At 32.1% G+C, this 21,212-nt stretch carries 16 protein-coding genes; 12 read left to right on the plus strand and 4 right to left on the minus strand.

The window, feature by feature from the left end; translation table 11 throughout:
• Nucleotides 1-77: 77 nt before the first annotated feature.
• From IPZ78_RS00580 to IPZ78_RS00625, 10 genes are all read left to right on the plus strand, one after another.
• Nucleotides 78-647 carry an RNA polymerase sigma factor gene (locus tag IPZ78_RS00580; protein ID WP_225550974.1) on the plus strand — a complete coding sequence of 190 codons (570 nt, stop codon included), beginning with the start codon at nucleotides 78-80 and terminating at the stop codon, nucleotides 645-647.
• Between the two features lie 61 nt (nucleotides 648-708).
• Nucleotides 709-1,878 carry a FecR family protein gene (locus IPZ78_RS00585; RefSeq protein ID WP_225550975.1) on the plus strand — a complete coding sequence of 390 codons (1,170 nt, stop codon included), beginning with the start codon at nucleotides 709-711 and terminating at the stop codon, nucleotides 1,876-1,878.
• A 20-nt stretch (nucleotides 1,879-1,898) separates the two neighbouring features.
• The gene (locus IPZ78_RS00590) at nucleotides 1,899-3,026 is read left to right on the plus strand and encodes a TlpA disulfide reductase family protein (protein ID WP_225550976.1); all 1,128 of its coding nucleotides are present in this window, start codon (nucleotides 1,899-1,901) and stop codon (nucleotides 3,024-3,026) included.
• A complete protein-coding gene (locus tag IPZ78_RS00595) occupies nucleotides 3,026-3,979 on the plus strand; it encodes a hypothetical protein (RefSeq protein WP_225550977.1) in 954 nt (317 codons plus the stop codon). The genes IPZ78_RS00590 and IPZ78_RS00595 overlap by 1 nt, the downstream gene beginning before the upstream one ends.
• A 38-nt stretch (nucleotides 3,980-4,017) precedes the next feature.
• Nucleotides 4,018-7,380 (plus strand): SusC/RagA family TonB-linked outer membrane protein, encoded by a 3,363-nt coding sequence (locus IPZ78_RS00600; RefSeq protein ID WP_225550978.1) that lies wholly within the window; start codon nucleotides 4,018-4,020, stop codon nucleotides 7,378-7,380.
• Between the two features lie 8 nt (nucleotides 7,381-7,388).
• Nucleotides 7,389-8,798 (plus strand): RagB/SusD family nutrient uptake outer membrane protein, encoded by a 1,410-nt coding sequence (locus IPZ78_RS00605; RefSeq protein ID WP_225550979.1) that lies wholly within the window; start codon nucleotides 7,389-7,391, stop codon nucleotides 8,796-8,798.
• Between the two features lie 11 nt (nucleotides 8,799-8,809).
• On the plus strand, nucleotides 8,810-9,550 hold the full coding sequence (locus IPZ78_RS00610) for a DUF4843 domain-containing protein (RefSeq protein WP_225550980.1): 741 nt from the start codon (nucleotides 8,810-8,812) through the stop codon (nucleotides 9,548-9,550).
• A gap of 23 nt (nucleotides 9,551-9,573) precedes the next feature.
• A complete protein-coding gene (locus IPZ78_RS00615; RefSeq protein ID WP_225550981.1) occupies nucleotides 9,574-11,178 on the plus strand; it encodes a PKD-like family lipoprotein in 1,605 nt (534 codons plus the stop codon).
• Between the two features lie 50 nt (nucleotides 11,179-11,228).
• Nucleotides 11,229-12,281, plus strand: a complete 1,053-nt coding sequence (locus tag IPZ78_RS00620; protein ID WP_225550982.1) for a TlpA disulfide reductase family protein — start codon at nucleotides 11,229-11,231, stop codon at nucleotides 12,279-12,281.
• A gap of 925 nt (nucleotides 12,282-13,206) precedes the next feature.
• The gene (locus IPZ78_RS00625; protein WP_225550983.1) at nucleotides 13,207-13,941 is read left to right on the plus strand and encodes a tRNA pseudouridine synthase A; all 735 of its coding nucleotides are present in this window, start codon (nucleotides 13,207-13,209) and stop codon (nucleotides 13,939-13,941) included.
• Between the two features lie 155 nt (nucleotides 13,942-14,096).
• On the opposite strand, the gene IPZ78_RS00630 is transcribed toward IPZ78_RS00625, so the two are convergent.
• Nucleotides 14,097-14,459: a MerR family transcriptional regulator gene (locus IPZ78_RS00630; protein ID WP_225550984.1), complete on the minus strand. Its 363-nt coding sequence runs from the start codon at nucleotides 14,457-14,459 to the stop codon at nucleotides 14,097-14,099.
• A gap of 139 nt (nucleotides 14,460-14,598) precedes the next feature.
• Between IPZ78_RS00630 and IPZ78_RS00635 the strand changes: the two genes are divergently transcribed.
• A complete protein-coding gene (locus IPZ78_RS00635; RefSeq protein WP_225550985.1) occupies nucleotides 14,599-15,732 on the plus strand; it encodes an MBL fold metallo-hydrolase in 1,134 nt (377 codons plus the stop codon).
• A 570-nt stretch (nucleotides 15,733-16,302) separates the two neighbouring features.
• On the opposite strand, the gene IPZ78_RS00640 is transcribed toward IPZ78_RS00635, so the two are convergent.
• The 3 genes from IPZ78_RS00640 to IPZ78_RS00650 all read right to left on the minus strand — a co-directional run bounded on the left by IPZ78_RS00640 (nucleotide 16,303) and on the right by IPZ78_RS00650 (nucleotide 19,145).
• Entirely contained in the window at nucleotides 16,303-17,202 is a 900-nt protein-coding gene (locus IPZ78_RS00640) for an NADP-dependent oxidoreductase (protein WP_225550986.1), read from the minus strand.
• 162 nt (nucleotides 17,203-17,364) lie between these two features.
• Entirely contained in the window at nucleotides 17,365-17,943 is a 579-nt protein-coding gene (locus IPZ78_RS00645) for a Crp/Fnr family transcriptional regulator (protein ID WP_225550987.1), read from the minus strand.
• A 206-nt stretch (nucleotides 17,944-18,149) separates the two neighbouring features.
• Nucleotides 18,150-19,145 (minus strand): family 43 glycosylhydrolase, encoded by a 996-nt coding sequence (locus IPZ78_RS00650; RefSeq protein WP_225550988.1) that lies wholly within the window; start codon nucleotides 19,143-19,145, stop codon nucleotides 18,150-18,152.
• A 288-nt stretch (nucleotides 19,146-19,433) separates the two neighbouring features.
• Here IPZ78_RS00650 and IPZ78_RS00655 point away from each other — a divergent pair, with 288 nt between their 5' ends.
• Nucleotides 19,434-21,200 (plus strand): ATP-binding protein, encoded by a 1,767-nt coding sequence (locus tag IPZ78_RS00655; RefSeq protein ID WP_225550989.1) that lies wholly within the window; start codon nucleotides 19,434-19,436, stop codon nucleotides 21,198-21,200.
• Nucleotides 21,201-21,212 lie beyond the last annotated feature (12 nt).

Genomic DNA, 21,212 nt, shown 5'->3' on the forward strand with positions numbered 1-21,212 from the left:
TAAGAAAAAGAGTCAATTTTATGTATTATTGCACTTGATTACTACATGAATGAGTACTTAGTCTATGAAATAAAACTATGGAGGGTATAAACCAACATATTTTTTTAAAATTATTATCAAAAAAGGACAATCAAGCCTACAAATTGATGTATTCTCAATATTTTGTAGCACTGAAAAATGTCTCTTTAAATTACGTTAAAGATACTGATGTTGCTTATGATATTGTTCAAGACGTATTTATGTCAATCCTAGAAAGTAACAAAAAGTTTGAATCTATAGATCAAGTTAAATATTTTCTATTCGCATCTTTGAAAAACAAATGTATAAGTCATCTTCGCAAAGTAAATGTGAGAAATAAGGCTGAAGAGCCATTAAAAATTCATTTCGAAATACTGGAAAATTATTGGGAGGAAGTTTTTGAAGAAGATATATACAGTCAATTAGCCGCGGCAATACATACACTTCCCCCACAGTGTAAGTTAGTTATGCAATATACTCTCGAAGGGTTAAAAATTTCTGAAATTGCTCAAAAGATGCAAATATCCACCGATACAGTAAAAGAACATAAGTCAAATGGTAAGAAAAAACTATTGAAGTGGTTCAAAGATGCTGAAATGTTAGCATTAATTTATTTTTTACTTATTTAATACCCCCCCCTTTTTTTAGTAAAGGCGTATTACTTCTATATGCCTAATCTGTATTTATTTTATGTCGAACTATTCAAAAAAAGATATTGATTTTGAAATTTCAAGATTATTAGCAAAAAAAATAACTGGAGCTCTAAATAATCAAGAATTTTATCAGTTAAATCAATGGCTAAATGATCCAAAAAATCAACACGTATCAAAAAAAATTGAGGATAAGAATCTTTTCAAACAAAAAATTGAACAATATCACAATGAAGATGTAGATGCTGCATTCGAAAAATTTGTAAATAAAAGAAAACAAAAATCAAGAAAAATAATCTTGAGACGTACACTTATTGCGGCATCGTTATTATTGCCTTTGATCTATTTTATACCTCAATATATTCAGGGTCCTCAAACTCCTGAAGTAGCAAATACAGAAATAGAACATCATGTAATTGATAAATCAAAACCAAGACTTATACTGGCGGATGATTCACAAATTATTCTTGATGGCACGACAGCAGTTAATAATGTTCCCAAAAAAGGTGTTTTGGTAGGTGACAATTTTACGCTTGACTACACTAAATCTAACTTAATCCCAGAAGATAAATCTCAATTTAATATACTTGAAATTCCTGCTAAATACACCTATAAACTTATTCTTTCAGATGGATCTAAAGTTTGGCTTAATTCAGTTTCCTCTTTAAAATATCCTGTACAATTTGGTCAGAAAGATAGAATTGTAGAGGCAGAGGGTGAACTTTTCTTCGAAATTAAAAAGGATCTGAAACGTCCATTTTATGTAATTACTAATGGCGTAAAAGTTGAAGTAACGGGTACTAAATTTAATGTAAACAGTTACAATAATGAACCCTATTCACACATTACGCTAAGTGAAGGAAGTGTTAATATCCACAGTAATGTAGGTAAACATAAACTTACGCCAGGTCTTCAATTTAAAATAGATCGAAATCAAACTAAATATTCAATCAAAAAAGTAAACCTCAATGAATACATTTCATGGAAGGATGGCACCTACATTTTCAGAAATAAAAATATAGATGAAGTGTTATTATACGCGCAAAGATGGTTTAATGTAGATATACTATTTATCAATCAAACAGCTAAATACACCAAGTTTACGGGTTTGCTAAACAAAGAAGAATCATTAGAAGAATTTTTATTAAGACTTCAATCTACCTCTAAACTAAATTTCAAGAAAAGAAATAATCAACTAATAATATTTTAAAAAACAGTTCAATCTTACATATGAAAAAACAAATACTTCTAACATTCGCTACTTGCCTAGGATTTTATGCAAGTATGGCCCAAAACAGCAAATATGTTATTAACGGTGTTATTAGTGGAAATTACAATGCAGATAAAGTTTATCTCATATCTGAAGAATTCATTAATGGACCTCAAAAAACTATAGATAGCTCTTTAGTAAATCAAGGGCGATTTAAATTTGAAGGGCAGACACCAGAATATTCCGTTATCCACTTTATTAAAAGTGCCGATAGCACCTCGAGAACGAATTTAACCCCTGTATTTCTTGAACCTGGAAATATAAATGTGACAGTTTCTGCAGAACATTTTTATCACAACGCATCCGTAACGGGTACAGCGAACAATTTATTATTGACTCAATACTCAGCATTAGTGAAAAATGTGATGGATAGTGTCCTTTTGGCAACAAGCATTGACTGGACGATCAATGGAAGAGATGATAAAAAGGAGCAGGTGGAATTTCCTAGACGTACAAAATTGATAAATAAAAGAAACCTAGATATTCAGCGTGAAATGGTTTCTAGATATAATAATCAAGTATTTGCTCCATTCATGATCTATTGGGAAATGCGTAGAGATCTACCACCTTCAGATTTGACAGCACTCTACAATCAACTAGATCCAAAATTATCATCTCACCCATATACTATTTTATTAAAGGATTTTATATCAGCATCTTCATTTGCTGTAGGAAATCAAATGCCAGATTTTAGCTTGCCTAATCATGAAGGCAAAGAAGTTAAATGGAATGAGTTTAAAGGTAAGTATGTACTTATTGACTTTTGGGCGTCATGGTGTGGTCCTTGTTTACGTGAAATGCCCAACATCGTTAAACTTTATGAAGAATGTAAAGATAAAAACTTTGAAATCATAGGGATAACCGTTGATGACAACAAAGATAAATGGCTAAAAGCTATTAAAGAAAATAATATGACATGGACCCAGTTAGGTGATATGAAAGCTTGGGACAGTCATATTGTAAAATTATGTAACGTTAGTGCTGTTCCATATACGGTACTTATTGATCCTACTGGAAAAGTTATCGCTTTAGATTTAAGAGGCGAGGAATTAATTAAAAAAGTAAAAGAATTAGTAACTAAAAAATAATGAAAATTCATCAATTAATACTAGTAATACTCCTTGGTGTTTTTGGAGTAGAGGAACTTTACGCGCAGGGAAAAGCAAGTGTTACCGCGCGTTTCAATAATACAACTCGCTCAAAAGTTTTTTTTCATTTTAATGAAAAACCAAGTGAAAATATGGAGTTTCCATATAAGGCTGGCCAAACAATAGAATTTAATGTTGAATTGGATGGTATCACCACTTTAAAAATCAATACGTTCATTGTCGCGTTTATCCAACCTGGTGATAGTCTCGTTGTTGATATTGATTATGAAGGCTCTAATTATAGAGACGCAAGGTTTACTGGGAAAAATCCGTCTTCCATATTAGCATCAAATACCATAAATAAGATACGCTATCAACGTGTAAATCAAGCTAAATACAAAACAAATATACCCGCTGCACTTGCAATACAAACACCAGCAAAAATATTCTATAATTCTACTATTGAGCAGTGGAAAACAGAAATTTCGATGCTTGATGAAATAAAATCTGATATCACACCAGAATTGTATCGTTTTGTACAATCCGAAATTGATGGCATTTTTATTCCAAATCTTATCAATTATCCGGATAATGATAAGCAAGAGGGGTATTGGAATGCACTTGATAAATACATTATTCGTGATGATCATAGCTCCCTATCAAATAATGCATACTTAGGTATACTGAACACATACATGGAGTATAAACTTCGTAAAGAAGCATATGAGAATAATAAAAGCTATGAAAGATCAAAAGATCTAAATGAGCAATACCATAAAATAGCAAAATTTTATGATGGAAGAACTAGAGATGCAGCACTTTTAGTTTTTCTATATGGTGCAATGCAAAACGGGAAAGATTTTGAAACAGCTGAAAAACTCTTTCAGGATTATGTAAAGCATCACAATATCAATCCTAGATATAAAGCTTTGCTAATAGAAATAATGAAATAATACTATAAATATCTAACCTAATATCAATCAACTAATCAATGCTTAACCAGACAATCAAAAAAAGCCTTTTTGGCATTTTGGGAGGCCTAGCACTTATACTGCTTATTAGTCCTCACTTAAAAGCTCAGCAAAAAGAATTGAGTCAAACAAAAATTACATTAAAAGTAAAAGAAAAGACTATTGAATCACTTTTAGACACAATATCTAAAATTACAAAATCAAATTTCTTTTTCAATCACGATCAAATTAATGTAAATAAGAAAAAATCTATAGACATAAAAAACACACCTCTAAAACAGGCCATTCAAGAAATTTTTTCTCAACAAAATGTTGAAGTAGTTTTTCAAGACTCTAGATTAATATTATTGAGACCACAAGATGTAGCTAAAGCACATAAGCAGGTCTTAAAATTCACATTACAAGGAGAAATAGTGGATATTACCACGAAGATGCCACTCCCAGGGGCCGCTGTTGTACTTTTAGAAAATAAGGGTATTGGAGTATCGGCGGATCGTGATGGTAAATTTTCGATAGAGGTGGTAGAAGGTATTTCTAGCATTGTAATTTCTTATATGGGTTTCCAGGAAGAAATTATTCCTATCGAAGGCAATGTGAAAAATTTAGTAGTGCAATTAACACCTATCCAAAACGAATTAAATGATGTGGTAGTGACTGGTATGGCGCCTAGAAAAGCAGATAGCTTTACTGGAAGTTATATTACAGTTAAAGGTGATGAATTGAAAAGGTTAAATCCCAACAACTTACTTGATGCACTTCAATTTTTTGATCCAAGCTTTAGAATTGTAGAAAATAATGCAAGAGGTTCTGATCCCAATGCAATGCCAGACTTCAGGTTGCGAGGGGATGCACAATTAGGTTCAGTCGCGTCATCTGACCTGCAAATGTTAGTTGGTGACTATTCGAATCGTCCGAATATGCCTTTATTGATACTAGATGGATTTGAGGCAACATTGCAAAGAATTGTAGATTTGGATCCAGAACGTGTAGAATCAATTACCATATTAAAAGATGCAGCCGCTACCGCTATTTATGGTTCTAGAGCATCTAATGGAGTTATCGTATTTGAGACAAAAAAACCTTTACCTGGGAAAATCAACATTAATTACTCCATGAATTATGGTATCTCGATGCCAGACTTGCGAGATTATAATTTGATGAATGCTGGAGAAAAATTAGAATACGAAAATCGTGCAGGATTATTCCCAAGTACGCATGTTCCTCAACAAAACTACTATAATCACTACAAATCGGAAATACTAAAAGGTGTCGATACATATTGGATTTCAGCACCTTTACAAACGGCACATAACCATAGGCATACTCTATCTATGCAAGGTGGTGATGATGCTATTCGTTATAATTTAAGCTTAAATTATGGTAGCCAACCTGGGGTAATGAAAGAATCTACAAGAGATAACATGGGTTTATCACTTAATCTACAATACCGAAGAAAGGCCTGGAATATTAATAATCAAATATCCATAAATGACGCGACTGGTAAAAATTCACCTTACGGTACTTTCCAACAGTATTCTGCAATGAATCCTTATTATCGTAAGTATGATGGAAATGGAAATTATACATCCTATATAGAAAATAAGTCTATGGGTACTGGTGAACAGTTAGTACAAATATTCAATCCGTTATACAACACTAATTTTCCAAATAAAGACTTCAACAAAAACTTTAGTGTTACAGAAAACTTATCCATTGAATGGAACCCAATTCAAAGCCTGAGATGGTCTACAAATGCTAGTATTACGAAAGGTACAGCGCGTAGTGAGCGTTTCATTTCAAGTAATAATAGCACTTATTTTTTCGAGGATGATCTTTTGAAAAGAGGCTCTTATAGTAAGAATACTGGAGAGACTTTCGCTTGGAATGCAAATACCTCTGTAAACTACAATCATGTAAGTGGGCCTCACTTAATAAGTGCCTTCTTACGTGGTGAAATTTCAGAAACGCAGAATAATGCCGTCAATTTGTTAGCGACAGGATTTCCTAGTGATGCTATGAATGACTTCCTTTTTGGTTTCGAAATGCAGCAACGTCCTAATGGTGCAGAGACTACTGTCAGAACAATAGGTACTACTGGACAAATAAGTTATATGTTGCACAATAAGTATGCTGCTGATTTTAGCGTACGTGGAGATGTATCTTCCCAATTTGGTGATAATACGGGTATGGCGCCATTTTGGGCGACAGGTGTTCGATGGAATATAGATAGAGAAAAGTGGTTACAAAATACCATTTTCAATACTTTAGTATTACGAGCGTCTATAGGAAAAACAGGTTCACAAAATTACAGTCCTTATCAAGCCATTGAAACGTATAGCTTTAGTGAGCTCATGTTTCCATACCTGTCAAGTGATGTCTTAGGAGCTGAACTAATGGGATTAGGCAATAAAGAATTGGGATGGTCCACAACGAATGACAGAAGTACGTCTTTAGATTTTGGATTATTTAAAAACAGAGTCTCAGGTAGTGTATCTTACTATAATAACTTAACAGATAACCTGCTTTTAGATTATACACTAGCACCTTCTACTGGTTTTGAGACATTAACAATGAATGCCGGAGCTTTAGAGAATAAAGGTGTAGATGTAAGATTAAACTTTACTCCTATTGCTAATTATGATAATCGCTTTCAATGGATAATTTCTGCGAATGCTGCTCATAATAAAAATACGATAAAGAAAATCTCAAATGTATTGAAAAAGCTTAACGAAGAGAATCTTCTGCGTGAAAATGCACCTTTACCAATTTACGAAGAAGGGAAATCTACTACTCAACTATTTACTGTTCGTTCATTAGGAATTGACCCTGCTACAGGCAAAGAAGTATACTTAAAGCGAAATGGTAATAAAACTTTCGTTTGGGATCCTGCGGACAAAGTATCTGTAGGCGATACAGAACCTAAATTTAGAGGGGCAATTAATAATTCGATAATGTATAAGAATTTTAATTTATCTATGGCTTTCCAATATCAGTATGGCGGCTATAGATACAATTCTACTTTGGTTGATAAATTGGAGAATACAAGTATTGCTTATAATTTGGACAGAAGAGCTATTGAAGGTAGGTGGTCTGAAGATAACAGAGAAGCAGCGTATAAATCAATATCTATCTTAGGTAATTCTACTCCACAGAGTTCAAGATTTGTTCAAAAATTCAACGAATTTTCATTGGCAGCATTAGCTGTGGGATATAGATTTGAACCTAAAGATTTTCCATTCCTTAAAAAGAATAAAATTGCAAGTATAAATACAAATTTCTCCATGCAAGATGTATTTAGATTTTCAACAGTGGAGCAAGAAAGAGGACTTGAATATCCATTTGCTCGAACTTATAATTTAACACTTTCATTCTTATTCAATTAATAACCGTTATGAAAAGATTAATTTTTGCATTAAGCATTTCTACACAACTTTTATTGATGAGTTGTGAATCATGGATTGATGTATTACCTAAAACAGAAGTAAAAAGTAAGGAGATTTTCTCCAATGAAGCGGGTTTCAAAAGTGCATTAATAGGTATTTATGCACGCATGACTCAAGATGAAACTTATGGTAAGAATTTGAGTTATGGATACATAGAAGAGCTAACACATCGTTATGATAATTATCATACTGGAATTATTCCAACTGATGAACAAAGAGCGGAAATTTACGACTATAGAAATCATGCGTATTCCAAAAACATCCAAAGTACCATTTGGAAGGAGATGTATAAAACCATTGCCAATATCAATAATTTAGTATATAATATTGAACTAAGTGGTGATGAAATTCTAATTACTCCGAATTATAGAGAAATCATTGCTGGAGAAGCCTATGCTTTACGAGCATTTCATTATTTCGATTTACTACGTCTATGGGGACCAACTTATTCATTAGATCCGACATCAAAAACACTTCCATGGCGAAATACTGTAGGAAATGAAAAAATTGAGTTATCAGCTGCTAATGACCTAATAGAACACATTATTTCTGATTTGAAAAAGGCGGAGCAATTGCTAAGCAATGACAATATGAATTATGAACGTGATAATGAGAATATCTTTTTAAGTAAACGTGGATTCCGATTAAACCTATTTGCAGTAAAAGCATTATTAGCACGTGTATACAACTACACTGGAGATAAGGAAAATGCAATCAGATATGCGAGTGAGGTTATTTCTAACAGCAAATTGACATTGGTAAACAATAATTCCGTTGATGCACCATTTAGCAAAGAAGCTTTATTTAGTATCAATGTTCATAATATGGTTGAACATATTATGAATGATTGGAAAAACACTGTCACTTTAGATACAGAAAGATGGATTTCTACAGATAATATCAGAACGGTATATGAATATTCGACGATTGGTGTCAATGATATTCGCTACAGAAGTGGTTATGGTTTTATACATGGATCGGGTAGATATTTGAACCGTAAATTTTTGAGTTCTGACTTAAACTATCAAAACATTATTCCAATGATTCGATTGAGTGAGATGTATTTAATAATGGCTGAATCCGTAGCCTTAGGTGAGAGCTACAACTACTTAAACACATTAAGGACAACTAGAGGTATCTCACGGAATAATAATATAGGAACTTCAATCACAGAAGAACAACGTGAGAGTTATATTAATAAGGAATATCAGAAAGAATTCTTTGCAGAAGGTCAATGGTTTTATTATTTAAAAAGAAAAAATAAAAATACATTTCATAGGTCTCCTGTTGAAAATATGATTTATTATAGATTACCAATTCCTGATGATGAGGTAGAATTCGGCAATGTAAATCAATAATCTTTATAATTATGAAAAAATTCTTAAATCTATATATACTATCCATTGCATTGTTTATTTCATGTGCAAAAGAAGAAATTAAACTCTTTGAAATAGAAAAGGATGGAATTCAATTTGAACCCATATCTAATCAATTTAATTCAAGTGTAGATTTTTCTTTTCAGTCGATCGAAGAATTGGATGAATGGGGCTGGCCTATGAAATCATATTTGGGAGACTCTATTCAAGAATACCCAACAAAATTAATCGTTTCAATTTTGGGACGTGAGATGGATAAGGACAGAAATTTTAAATTAATAGCCAAAGAAGGTGAAGGTTTATCTCCAGAGCTCATTGAGTTCAAAGAGAATTACGTTTTTAGAGCTTCAAGACGTACGGATACGATCGATGTTATCTTAAAGAGACCTGCGCAAAGAGGAAAATTTAAAGTGGACGTCACTTTCCTTAATGAGGATAACTCTGGTGATTTTTCATTGGGTGCTGAAGAAAAATTAAACTTCACATTCAACATAACTGATCAATATCCAAAGCCAAGTGACTGGGATGGAAGAAAAGATTGGTTAGGAGAATATAGCGAAGAAAAATACGCATTTATTGTAACAAAGCTAAACATCATTTATGGCTATTATGTTGATTGGGGTGCACATAACCTTTTTCTTCGTAATGCACTTGAGGAGTATAATCGTATAAACCCAGGTAATCCTAAGAACTTCACATTTCCTGTAAATACGAAAAGTATATGGGTATGGTAATCTTTAATTCAAAGTATACAATCATGAAATATATAAATATTTTAATATGCATTATAACCTTGTATGGCGTGACTAGTTGTTATAAAGACAAGGGAAATTATAACTATAAGGAAGTAAATGAATTGCAAGTAGAGATGACTCCTATTGCAAATAGTTATAATGATGATCTTTATATCTATTATTATAACTATAGACAACCATCGAAGGATACCCTAACGGTTACTTATACACCGCAGATAGTACAAACATTATCTGAAAGTGATGAAAACATTGATATTGAATGGATTGTCAGTAAAATAGGTGTTAATAAAAAAGATACAGTAAAACAAAAGAACTTAACTTTAAAATTTGCTCCTAAAGTAAAAACAGAATATACAGTTTTATTTAAAGCTACTGATAAAACAAACCAGATCAGTATACATAGGCAATTAAACTTAAAAACTCAAGTCCCATTTATAGGATCTTGGTTTGTACTGCATGGTCAACCAAACGATCGTAAATTGGGGACAATAGAATATCCAAATAGTGGTAATGATGCAGAGATTTTGCTTGACACTTATCATACCATCCATGGATTAGAAAATCCATTTAAAGAGGTTAATGATATCTTGTACTTATCCGCAAATGGAAGTAACTATAATACGCAAGAAAACATCAATATGTTATCCCCTACCGAATCTAAATATATGCATGCCTTTGACATGAATATTAGCGATTTGGGTTATAATTTGATGGTTCCTGATCCTGCAGCACGAATTAGATTATCATACAGTGTAAACAATCCATCAACAGGTCGATATGCAGCTATAGTTACCGATGATGGAAAATTCATTCATGGTGGCCCGGGAGGATTTTACTATACCCCAAATACAGATCATGAATATACCATTTCTAATGCTGCAATAACTTCAAGAGACTATTTAATAATTTGGGATGATTCGCGAAAGAGGTTTTCTTATTTTAATTTTGCCGATAATTGGTACGGCTGGCCTTCATGTATAAATAGACCGAATGGTATTAGTAATAATGCTATTTTAACTACATTTCCTGAAGAATTATTCGGTCAAAATGAACTAAATAGTAAAGAAGTTTTGTGGATGGGAAACACTATAAAATCAGGTGTTGAATCTGGAATTATGGTTGTCCTTAAAGATAAAATCAGTCATCAATTGTGGATATACAATATTCGTATTGGAGGCAGTGATAAAGGAAAATCTACGGATCAAGGTTTGGTATCTATCACTAAGCAATTGTTGCAAAATATTAGTGTAGATGAGAATTCATTATTTGTTAACTCTGCTGCTTTTGCAAATCAATTTTTTTATACGAGAGGCGAGACTTTGTATCATTATAACTTAGTTTCTATGACAAGCTCACAAATCTTTAATATCCCTTCAGGAAATTCATATTCACATTTAAAATTTAGAAATCCTACCGCACACTATATGGTAACGGATGAAAATAATAAATTAGCAATTGCAACATTATCAGCAGATGGTCTTGAAGGTCAATTTCATGAAATAACTTTTAATCAATCTGGAGATCTTATTCAAGAAGTTACATTTCCACAGAAATTTGGTCCTATTAAGGATTTAGAATATAGTTTTATACAACGAATAATACAATAATGGTAAAATTACTTAATTATACAATATCAATTATTTATCTAACCTTGAGCATGAATAACATTCATGCTCAAGAGGTAAGTAAAATCTCAGGTGAAATTCCTGAGATAGAAACTGGGAAAATCATTCTATTAACCCCAACACCAATGGGTATGGATACTTTAGGTTCTGGTTTTATTAGAAATAACAAGTTCTCAATTGACATCGACTTAAAAGAGCCATTAATAGGTCAACTAAAGGTTGATGGATATGAAGGTGGATTTATTGCAATACTTGAACCTGGAGAAAATTATAATGCACTCTTAAAGCAAAATGAACCCAGCCAAATCAGAGGTGGTAAATTACAAGAGGCATATATCAATTATTTAGACAAAATTCAACAGCATAATTCAACTCTTCGCAAAATAAGAGCTGAATTGGCAGAGGCTAATACTGCTAAACATTACAGAACTGCAAGTACTTTAAATAAGAAATTAGACTCAGCACAAAATAGTGCTAACTCTGAATTAGAAGCTATAGTAACAAAGTACAGAGGAACATATCTTGCTTCATACATTCTAACAAAAGGTGTACAGAAAGCAGATCTAGCTACCATGGAGAACATATATGCTTCGTTAAATGAGAAAGAACGAAATCTACAACCTGGCAGAATTTATGCCGCTTATATTAAAGATTTAAAATCTCTCAATGTCGGTTCTTTAGCTCCTGATTTTACACTGAAAGATAATTATGGTAAAGATCATAATTTACATTCTACAGCTGCCAAGATAAAAATCATCGACTTCTGGGCATCGTGGTGTGGTCCATGCAGACTCGAAAATCCCAACATGATTAAGCTTTATAATACTTATAAAGCATCGGGACTACAGGTGATAGGTGTTTCTCTTGATCAAAAGCATGAGCCATGGCTTAAAGCAATACAAGAAGATAAAATCAACTGGACTCATTTAATTGTAGAAAATGCTTGGCAAAGTAAAGTGGTAAAGCAATATAATATAGATGCTGTTCCAACTATTTATGTTTTAGATAGTAATAACAAAATTATTGCAAAAAATCTGAGAGGAAAGGCATTACACGATTTTGTCGAAGATTATTTAAGCAAATAACTTATATAATTATAACCTCATAATCTACTGAATAAAAAAGGTAATCATACATATTTTGATAACGTATGATTACCTTTTTATAATTTGTAATAGACACCACTTTATTTTATTCGATTATATGTTCTGAACTTAATATATCTTCGTACTCATCTATTATGATTGAATTATTTAACCTCTCCTGCCTGCAAAGAAGAAAATTTTATTACATCCATAGTTAAAAAACGGTGTATAACATTTATTAAGGATTTTAGTATACCTTTCCTCATAAAACAAAATAACACTAATTCCAGATTAACATATTTACTAAGGTTTTTCAAGATCAGATCAAATATCCCTCTTTATTTATCATTATTATATAACTAGCAATATTGTAGATTCTAATGGTTCAATAATTAATTCCGCTAAACTCTATTTATATACTATCCTATCATTCTCTACGTCATCAGCGGCTAAATAAATAGTTAACATCATTTCAATAAATCTAAGGATTGTTGTTCCTCTAGGCTTTACACCTCATTTTTAAGTGTATTAATTATTTTTAACAGGAATCTCCATCTTTTTATAAAAATTGGTTTTATCATTATTTATATTGTGTCAATAAAATGCCTCTAATTGACAATTAATAGGATATAATCAGAATTACTCCTACAATAAAATATTCAAAATCTGAATATTCAATTTCATGGCATAAGTGATCTTTAGTGTTCCTGTCTAATGCACAAAAACAACATGCTTACGCTCATTTGAATACAGCTTGTCGAAAGTGCACGGAGGAATAATATTATTGTCTATTATATTGTTATAAATCCAATAATACAATCCTTTTTACGTAGAATTGTAATATCAAAACATAGTAAGATTGAGATATTTTTTTCATATAGCCTATCATGGTAAACAATATGGTGGTTGGCAAAGACAGCCTGATGTGCTGAGCGTTCAGGAGCTGATCGAGAATGCATTGCACAAAATATTAAAAACACCAACCACTATATATGGTTGCGGTAGAACGGATAGTCAGGTGAATGCAAGTCAATATTTTTTTCATGCTGATATCGCGGAATCATTTGAATATGACTTAGTTTATCGACTTAATAAAGCACTTCCTAGTTCGATATCCATATATGAAATCCTACCAATGGAGGGTAAACCTCATGCGCGATTTGATGCAACACATCGGCAATACGATTATTTTTTACATACTTATAAAGATCCTTTTTTGAATATGCAGAGCTCTTTGTATCTCCATCCTAATTTGGACTTAGCAAAGATGAATGAAGCAGTAAATTTGCTTCCCAAGTATCAAGACTATCGTGCATTTTGCGTGCATCCTGACAAAAATGAACATACGCTATGCCATGTTTCCCAAGCCAATCTGTATGTGAATGCTGCTGGAGATAGAATACGATTTAATATATTGAGTAATCGTTTCTTAGGAAAGATGATACGTATTCTTACAGGAAAGCTTATACAAATAGGAAGAGGTCGAATGTCGGTTTCAGAATTTGAACATCATCTTATCACCAAAGAAATTCCCAAAATATTAACCCCCGCCTACCCTGTGGGTCTTTACTTATCAAAAGTGACTTACCCATACCTAGACTTGGCACCACGCGCCTCTTTAATGTCACCTGAGCAGAATACAGAATGGCTCAAGCTTTAAACTGGCTTAATGGTGTATAATATTATTAAGTAAGTACATAATCTTAGTCCAATTGAATTCGTATAAAAATTCTTATTAATCTCATATATACTAGACCTGTCTATATAAGAAAATTCAAGTAATATTATCCCACAAATGGCTAATGAATTAAAAAACTAACAATCGCCCTGTTCGATATCATCAATACAGACTAAAAGTATTTTTTTGACTGCCTTTAATTGGCGAATCTTACCATCAATTTCCTTGATTTTATCATGTACGATTTCAACTTTCTTATCAACTGAAAGACGTTTATTATACCAACTGTCCAATAGTTTTTTTATTTCAGATAGCGTAAAACCTGCTTCCTTTGCTCCCTTTATCATTTCCATTTTTTCTACAATACTTTCATCGTAATCTTTGTAGTTGTTTGTTTTAACCTTTTCATCTTTGAGACCTTGGAACAAACCGTAATTTTCATAGTACCTCAATGTAGGTATTGATACACCTGTTCGCTTTGATAACTCGTTTATTAACATAAATACTAAATTGTTGATAAAAATACATCAAGTATAAACTATACTTAATACTTGTTACTTATAAATGTACAGCATATTTTTGTCACTGATCGTACAAATCATCAACGTGGGTAAATAATAATTATTCCACAGACAAATAATGAAAAAGAAACCTTTAAAAATATTCAAGCGCATAATGCTAACATTAGTCATCATCATTGCAGTAATACTTGTCGCAACTTTAGGGTATATGCAACAAGCTAAATTTGGAAAAAGTCCTAGTGGGACAAGGCTTGAAAGAATAAAAAAATCACCAAATTTTAATGATGGTAAATTCCAGAATCTAAGTCATACACCGACGCTTGCTGAAGGACACAATTGGTTTAAAGTGCTTTACGAGACCTACATCAAAAATAAACCGAGACAATATCCTACCCATAACATCCCTTCTGTCAAAACAGATATATTGAATTTGCCTATTGATTCAGCTGTTTTAGTTTGGTTTGGACATTCTTCATATTTCATACAAATAGATGGAAAACGAATTTTGGTAGACCCAGTTTTTAGTGGAAACGCTTCACCAATTCCAGGAACAACAAAATCATTCAGGGGGACAGACATTTATACTTTAGCTGATCTACCTGTAATTGATTACTTGTTTATCTCCCATGATCATTACGACCATATGGATTACGACACACTAATTGCTTTAAAAGACAAAACCAAAAACGTGATTTGCGGATTAGGAGTAGGATCTCACTTTGAATATTGGGGATATGACAACAGTAAAATTATCGAAAGAGATTGGAACGAATATGTAGCATTAGACAACGGATTTACAGCTTTTTTTGAACCTGCAAGACACTTTTCTGGCAGAGGTTTATCAACAAACAACACACTGTGGACTTCGTATGTATTACAAACACCAAGTATGAAAATTTACATTGGTGGCGACAGTGGCTACGATAAACATTATTCAGATATTGGAAAGAAACACAATTCTATTGATTTAGCCATTTTAGACAATGGGCAATACAATGAAGCATGGAAATACATTCATAATCTGCCCAAAGATGTAATGAAAGCCGCTCAAGACTTAAATGCTAAACGAATTTTTCCTGTCCATTCCTCAAAGTTTGCATTAGCGAGTCACGATTGGGATGAGCCATTAGTAAAATTATCCGAACTAAATAAGTCGTTTAACATTCCAATGGTAACCCCCATGATCGGGGAAATTGTATATCTAAAAGACAATACGCAAATATTTACGCAATGGTGGTTAGGAATGAATTAGAAAAAACAACTAATTAACAACAAAAATTAGATTACGAACAGGAATTTTCCGTAATGGAAGGTTTAGGGTAAAGTTTTGATTTAAATACTTCTACTATAATTCAGCATTGATTTTAATTACTGTAAAATTGTTTATTTCCGTAGGTTGTAGCTTTTAATGTTCAATTTCTTACCCCAATATAAGTCGCTTAATTTCTTTTCTATTGAATCTTGATTACTGTATTTTGGATATGCTGGAGTATATCTTCAATTTTATCTCCTAATTTGGTGAAGATCGCATCTTTCCATTCTTTTGAATTCCAAGAATTCATTCCCATTTTAAAATAAAGTAAGCCAGAACCAACATTTTCATATGTTCACCGAAAATATTTTGGGTTTTCTATTTCTATACGATTCTGTTTCTTGCAATAATTTTTCAAATGTTTCACCACTATATATTACAAAACCCCTTGATAAACGAATCAAAGGGCTTTTTAAAATAATTACCGTATGTAACTCTAGGAACAGTTCAATTAATTCTTTAGATAAAAGGCATTTCTATATCGCTATAAAAGGCAATATTAGGATGAGTTTAAAATTCTAAAACCAATTTACCTCTATTGTGTCCTTGAAGGATTTTTTCATATGCCTTTATGGCGTCATCGAATTTGTAGGTAGCATCTATTTCCCATGTAAATTTGCCTTGGGCAATTCCATCAACTACATATTTTAGATTTTTAGGATCTCTTTTAACCCAAATGTTTTGAATTTTTGAAGATGAAACTGGTCTACCAGCTATTGTAGCCATTTTTCCGTTTGGATTTACAGTTGCAAGACTTGTTTGCGTCGCTTCTTCAGTACCAGCCATATCTACAGATGCATCAAATTCGCCTGAAAAAACAGCATTGATTTGCTCAACTAATCCATGACCATAAACCACAGGTATTGCTCCCAAGCTTTTTAAATAATCTTGATTTTTTTCTGAACCTGTTGCTACGACTTCGATTCCTTTTTCTTTAGCTAATTGAATAGTTATAGAACCTACACCTCCAGACGCTCCATGGATAAGAAGTGATTTGATATCACCTAATTCATCCAAAATTGTCATAGCAGTCTGTGCTACTCCAGCAACAGAACCTGCTGTTTGCCATGACATGTTTTCAGGTTTTAAAATTAAATTCGTTAATGGTACATCGATTACTGTGGCATGTGTGAAGCCAGCTCCAGAACCTAGAACTTCATCGCCTATTTTAAAATTTGATGAGCCGTTAATTTCTAAAATTACTCCAGCAAATTCAGTCCCAAATGTTTGTGGTAATGCGGAATGACGGAATTCACCAGTCATTCTTCGTGCATCTATAGGATTTATACCTGCCGATTTAACTTGAATACGAGCAAAGCCGGGGGTTAATGCTGGAAGCTCTTGTGTGTAGAATTGTAGTACTTCACTTGCTTTTCCAAAGTCTGTACCAATTAATATTGTTGATTTCATGTCTATTAATTTTGTTATGAATTTATATAACAAAGATAGATTGGGTTGTTCTCACAGACCAATGACTTTTGTTGGAAAAAACTATTGACATTTGTCAATAAATGGAGTATATACTAATTAAATGGTTAAATACTTTTAGATTAAAGCTTTCTTACCAAGGCTTTATTTTTTTGTTGTATTGCTTCTAATCCGGCTTAGCGTTTCTGGTGAAATCCCGATATAAGATGCAATCATATGTTGAGGGATTCGATTGGATATATGCGGGTGTTGTTTTAAAAAATTAAGATATTTTTCTTCTGCTGATAGCGTTATATTAGCATAAATTCGTTCTTCTAATGCTAAAACATTTTTATTGGTAATACGAGATACAAAATCATTAAGGGCAGGTATTTCATTTCTAAGTTTGATAAAATCTACATTTTTAAATAAAATAACCTCACTAGCTTCTATAGCTTCAATATTAAATTTTGAAGTGATTCCTGTAATCAAACTTTCTCTATCACCAGTCCAGTGATTTTCTGAAGCAAATTGCATAATATGTTCGTAACCTTTAGTATCAACATAATACGATCTTAGTAAACCTGTACTCACAAAAGCTAGATGTTTCCAAACATCTCCCTCTTGTAGCAAATATTGTTTTTTACGTAATTTTTTGATACTTGCAAAGGATTCAATATAGTCAAAATCAGAAATACTAAATTCTCCTTTATCACTTAAATATTTTCTAAAATTATCAAACATTGCATTCTAGTTTGTAGTAAGTTTATACATTCAATCACTATCAAATAAAACATATTGTTGTTGAATTTCAAAATTAGTATTTAGTAACACTTAATTATTTCTAAAATTAATCTTCAATTACAATTAGATAGTCAAAAATGTTTCAACAAGTTCTCCGATTCGCAAGCTAAAATTCTCACAGCAAGGTGGGTATTTTGTATTTAATATTATAATTCAATTTCTGGCCAGCCTTCCCTATTCCAAGTTATTTTCCTAATTAAGAGTTTGGCTTTACCGTTGTCATTTGCGTCGTAGCCATGAAAAACCACATAATCATCACCGTCGTTTTCGACAACAGCATTATGCCCTACCCCATGCCAATTCTTATTGCCTGTGAGCAAAATCTTACCACCAGCCTTAGCTAAATTCAAACCCTTATCGTCAACGAATGGTCCTTTCAGATTTTTAGATCGTCCAACAATCATTTTGTATGTACTATTTACCCCTTTGCAACAGTAATCAATAGATGCAAAGAGATAGTAATAGTCTCTATGCTTATATACGAAAGGAGCCTCAATAGCATTATCCCCTGCGGTATGCTTATTATTTAAGGACTGTAAAGAAGTATTTAATCTACTTGCTATGTTAACAAACTTTGTGTTTTTAGCGAGCTGTAACCCATCCCGTGAAAGTTCTAAGAGCATTAATCCTCCCCAAAAAGAACCAAAACTCATATAAGGAGTTCCTTTTTTATCCAAGATTATATTTGGATCTATTGCATTCCAATTGGTCTTTCCCGGAAAAGACTGTATGACCATTCCATGATCGACCCATTTGAAGTTTGGATCTGTAGAGTCCAACGTTTCGTTTGTCGCAACCCCTATGCAGGATGTATTTTTACCAAATGCTGATATACTATAGTATAAATAATACTTACCATTGAAAAAACTAATATCAGGAGCCCAAATATGACCTTTGAAAGTTGGAACTTTATCGACAGCCCACTTTGGAGGATGTTCAAACACTCGTTTTTCCCTGTTCCAATTCTTCATATCATTGGAGCTTGCTACTGAAATACCATTACCGGTATAAAATAGATAATACTTATCCTTGTGCTTAATCATAACAGGGTCATGCACATACATCTGATTTACAGACTGTGCGTTTAACGCTGAAAAAAACAACACAAAACATAGTAAAATATTAAACTGAAAAAAAATCATAATTAGTTTTTAATAGGTTGATTGCCCTGAAAGGTATGACTATCAGGAATTACAAAAATAATGAAGTTACTCAAATTAAAAACTTTTATAATCACCTATTACAGAAACATAGGATGTAAAACCAACTATTGTATTCAACGTATCCTTCAATTAATAAATTGATAAAATAATAAATTTTTAAAGTTTAATTATTAAATTGTTATTATATACAAGGAGATATAACTATATTTAGTAAAATAAAAAAAACCTACATTGTTTACCGTGAATCACTTCATTAAATTATTTTTTTTGACGACTATATTCATAGCGCCTTACTTCTGTCTGGGAAATGATTCCAGTACAGACAGCTTAATCAATGTATTAAAAAATGATCTTAAAAATAAAGGTTCATTTGATAGATCCAAAGAAAAAAGAATTGTTGAACTTAATCAAAAATTAGCTTCAATATCCCCCAATGAAAAGAATCAGCAATACACCATAACGAATCAACTCCTTGATGAGTACATGCCCTTTCAAAGAGATTCTGCGATCAATATCGCCAACAAATTGATAGATATTAGCATCAAGTATAATTATAATTCAAACATAGCTAGGTTAAAGCTTGCTAAAATATTGATTATTTCAGGTGCATTAAAAGAAGCTTCAGATTGTTTAGATAAAATAAATATTGACAATGAAATTCGAGAGAATAAATTAGAGTATTATCATTTAAAAAAATGGTTAAACTGGGCTATGGCAGTGTCCGTTGGAGACAAATATTATTCAAAAACATACACCGAGCGTGAGGCTGTATATCAGGATTCAGCAAAAATGTATGCTAATCATGAAAATTATGATTTTCAGCTTTTAGGCATATTTAGCGATGCAGAAAGAACTAATAAAGATAAAAACTATAAAAATTACCTATCAATCGTTCATAACTATTACAAAGTACAACCTCATCGTGCTGCTAGATTAGCATATATGCTTGGGGATTTATATTATGATGATGAACAAAAAATGCTCAATTTCCTAATTATTGCATCAATATTTGACGTTCGAAATTCTACTAAAGAAACCCCTGCCATATTAAAAATAAGTAATTTATTATATCAGAATGGTGAGATTGATAATGCCTACTACTTATTGCAAGAAGGACTTGATAATGCGACCTTCTTTGGATCAAGACTACATAAAGTTGAAATAACTAACTTATTACCCAAAGTAACTGCACAAAAAATCGTTCAAACTGAGCGTAAAATTATGATTTTCATAATTATTTTATTGTTTTTAACCTTTATAATTATATGGTTTTTTTTTAGTAGAAATAAACTTAAGTCATTGAATCAAAAGATTAGCAATAAAAATATAGAGTTACAAAACATCTTACAGGAATTAGACAAAAGCCAAAAAGAAAACTCATGGATACTAAAAGTTTTAGCTCATGACTTAAGAGGTACTATTGCTGGATCAATTCACCTTTACGAAATATTTATTCACAACCAACATCTCAGTCCGGACGAAAAGAAAATGCTAGAGCTCTTGGAAGAAACTAATCAAGACGCATTACAAACTATTTCTGATTTGCTAAATGTGACAACCGGAAATTTTGATTTGAAAAAACATGACACAGAATTGGATAAATTGATTGTTGAATCAGCAAGTTTATTACAGTATAAGGCAAATGAAAAAAATCAGCGTCTAATTACGAAGCTAATTTCAATTACCGTTTCTATAAATAAAGAAAAAATAAGAAGAGTTATCGATAATATTATAAGTAATGCTATTAAATTCAGCTCACCATCAAGTGAAATTCATATTGAGCTTCAAGATAAAGACAACGACTCTATATGCATTAAAGTTGCAGATAATGGTATTGGTATTCCTGAAGAATTTAAGTCCGAAATTTTTGAAATGAAATCCAAATTTAGACGCCAAGGTACATATGGAGAAGAATCTTTTGGACTAGGATTATATATTTGCAAACAAATAATTGATCAACATAAAGGAAAGATTTGGATAGAAAATAACACTAATGGAGGTACTATATTTTTTATAGAATTACCCAAATCATAAATACAATCAAGA

The sequence above is a fragment of the Sphingobacterium bovistauri genome (genome assembly GCF_020295405.1).
In the GTDB taxonomy this organism is placed as follows: domain Bacteria; phylum Bacteroidota; class Bacteroidia; order Sphingobacteriales; family Sphingobacteriaceae; genus Sphingobacterium; species Sphingobacterium bovistauri.

What these genes read in the sequence shown, in the direction of transcription:
- IPZ78_RS00580 (WP_225550974.1), top strand. Translation starts at nt 78, where the DNA reads ATGGAGGGTATAAACCAACATATTTTTTTAAAATTATTATCAAAAAAG.
- IPZ78_RS00585 (WP_225550975.1), top strand. Translation starts at nt 709, where the DNA reads ATGTCGAACTATTCAAAAAAAGATATTGATTTTGAAATTTCAAGATTA.
- IPZ78_RS00590 (WP_225550976.1), top strand. Translation starts at nt 1,899, where the DNA reads ATGAAAAAACAAATACTTCTAACATTCGCTACTTGCCTAGGATTTTAT.
- IPZ78_RS00595 (WP_225550977.1), top strand. Translation starts at nt 3,026, where the DNA reads ATGAAAATTCATCAATTAATACTAGTAATACTCCTTGGTGTTTTTGGA.
- IPZ78_RS00600 (WP_225550978.1), top strand. Translation starts at nt 4,018, where the DNA reads ATGCTTAACCAGACAATCAAAAAAAGCCTTTTTGGCATTTTGGGAGGC.
- IPZ78_RS00605 (WP_225550979.1), top strand. Translation starts at nt 7,389, where the DNA reads ATGAAAAGATTAATTTTTGCATTAAGCATTTCTACACAACTTTTATTG.
- IPZ78_RS00610 (WP_225550980.1), top strand. Translation starts at nt 8,810, where the DNA reads ATGAAAAAATTCTTAAATCTATATATACTATCCATTGCATTGTTTATT.
- IPZ78_RS00615 (WP_225550981.1), top strand. Translation starts at nt 9,574, where the DNA reads ATGAAATATATAAATATTTTAATATGCATTATAACCTTGTATGGCGTG.
- IPZ78_RS00620 (WP_225550982.1), top strand. Translation starts at nt 11,229, where the DNA reads ATGAATAACATTCATGCTCAAGAGGTAAGTAAAATCTCAGGTGAAATT.
- IPZ78_RS00630 (WP_225550984.1), bottom strand. Translation starts at nt 14,459, where the DNA reads ATGTTAATAAACGAGTTATCAAAGCGAACAGGTGTATCAATACCTACA.
- IPZ78_RS00635 (WP_225550985.1), top strand. Translation starts at nt 14,599, where the DNA reads ATGAAAAAGAAACCTTTAAAAATATTCAAGCGCATAATGCTAACATTA.
- IPZ78_RS00640 (WP_225550986.1), bottom strand. Translation starts at nt 17,202, where the DNA reads ATGAAATCAACAATATTAATTGGTACAGACTTTGGAAAAGCAAGTGAA.
- IPZ78_RS00645 (WP_225550987.1), bottom strand. Translation starts at nt 17,943, where the DNA reads ATGTTTGATAATTTTAGAAAATATTTAAGTGATAAAGGAGAATTTAGT.
- IPZ78_RS00650 (WP_225550988.1), bottom strand. Translation starts at nt 19,145, where the DNA reads ATGATTTTTTTTCAGTTTAATATTTTACTATGTTTTGTGTTGTTTTTT.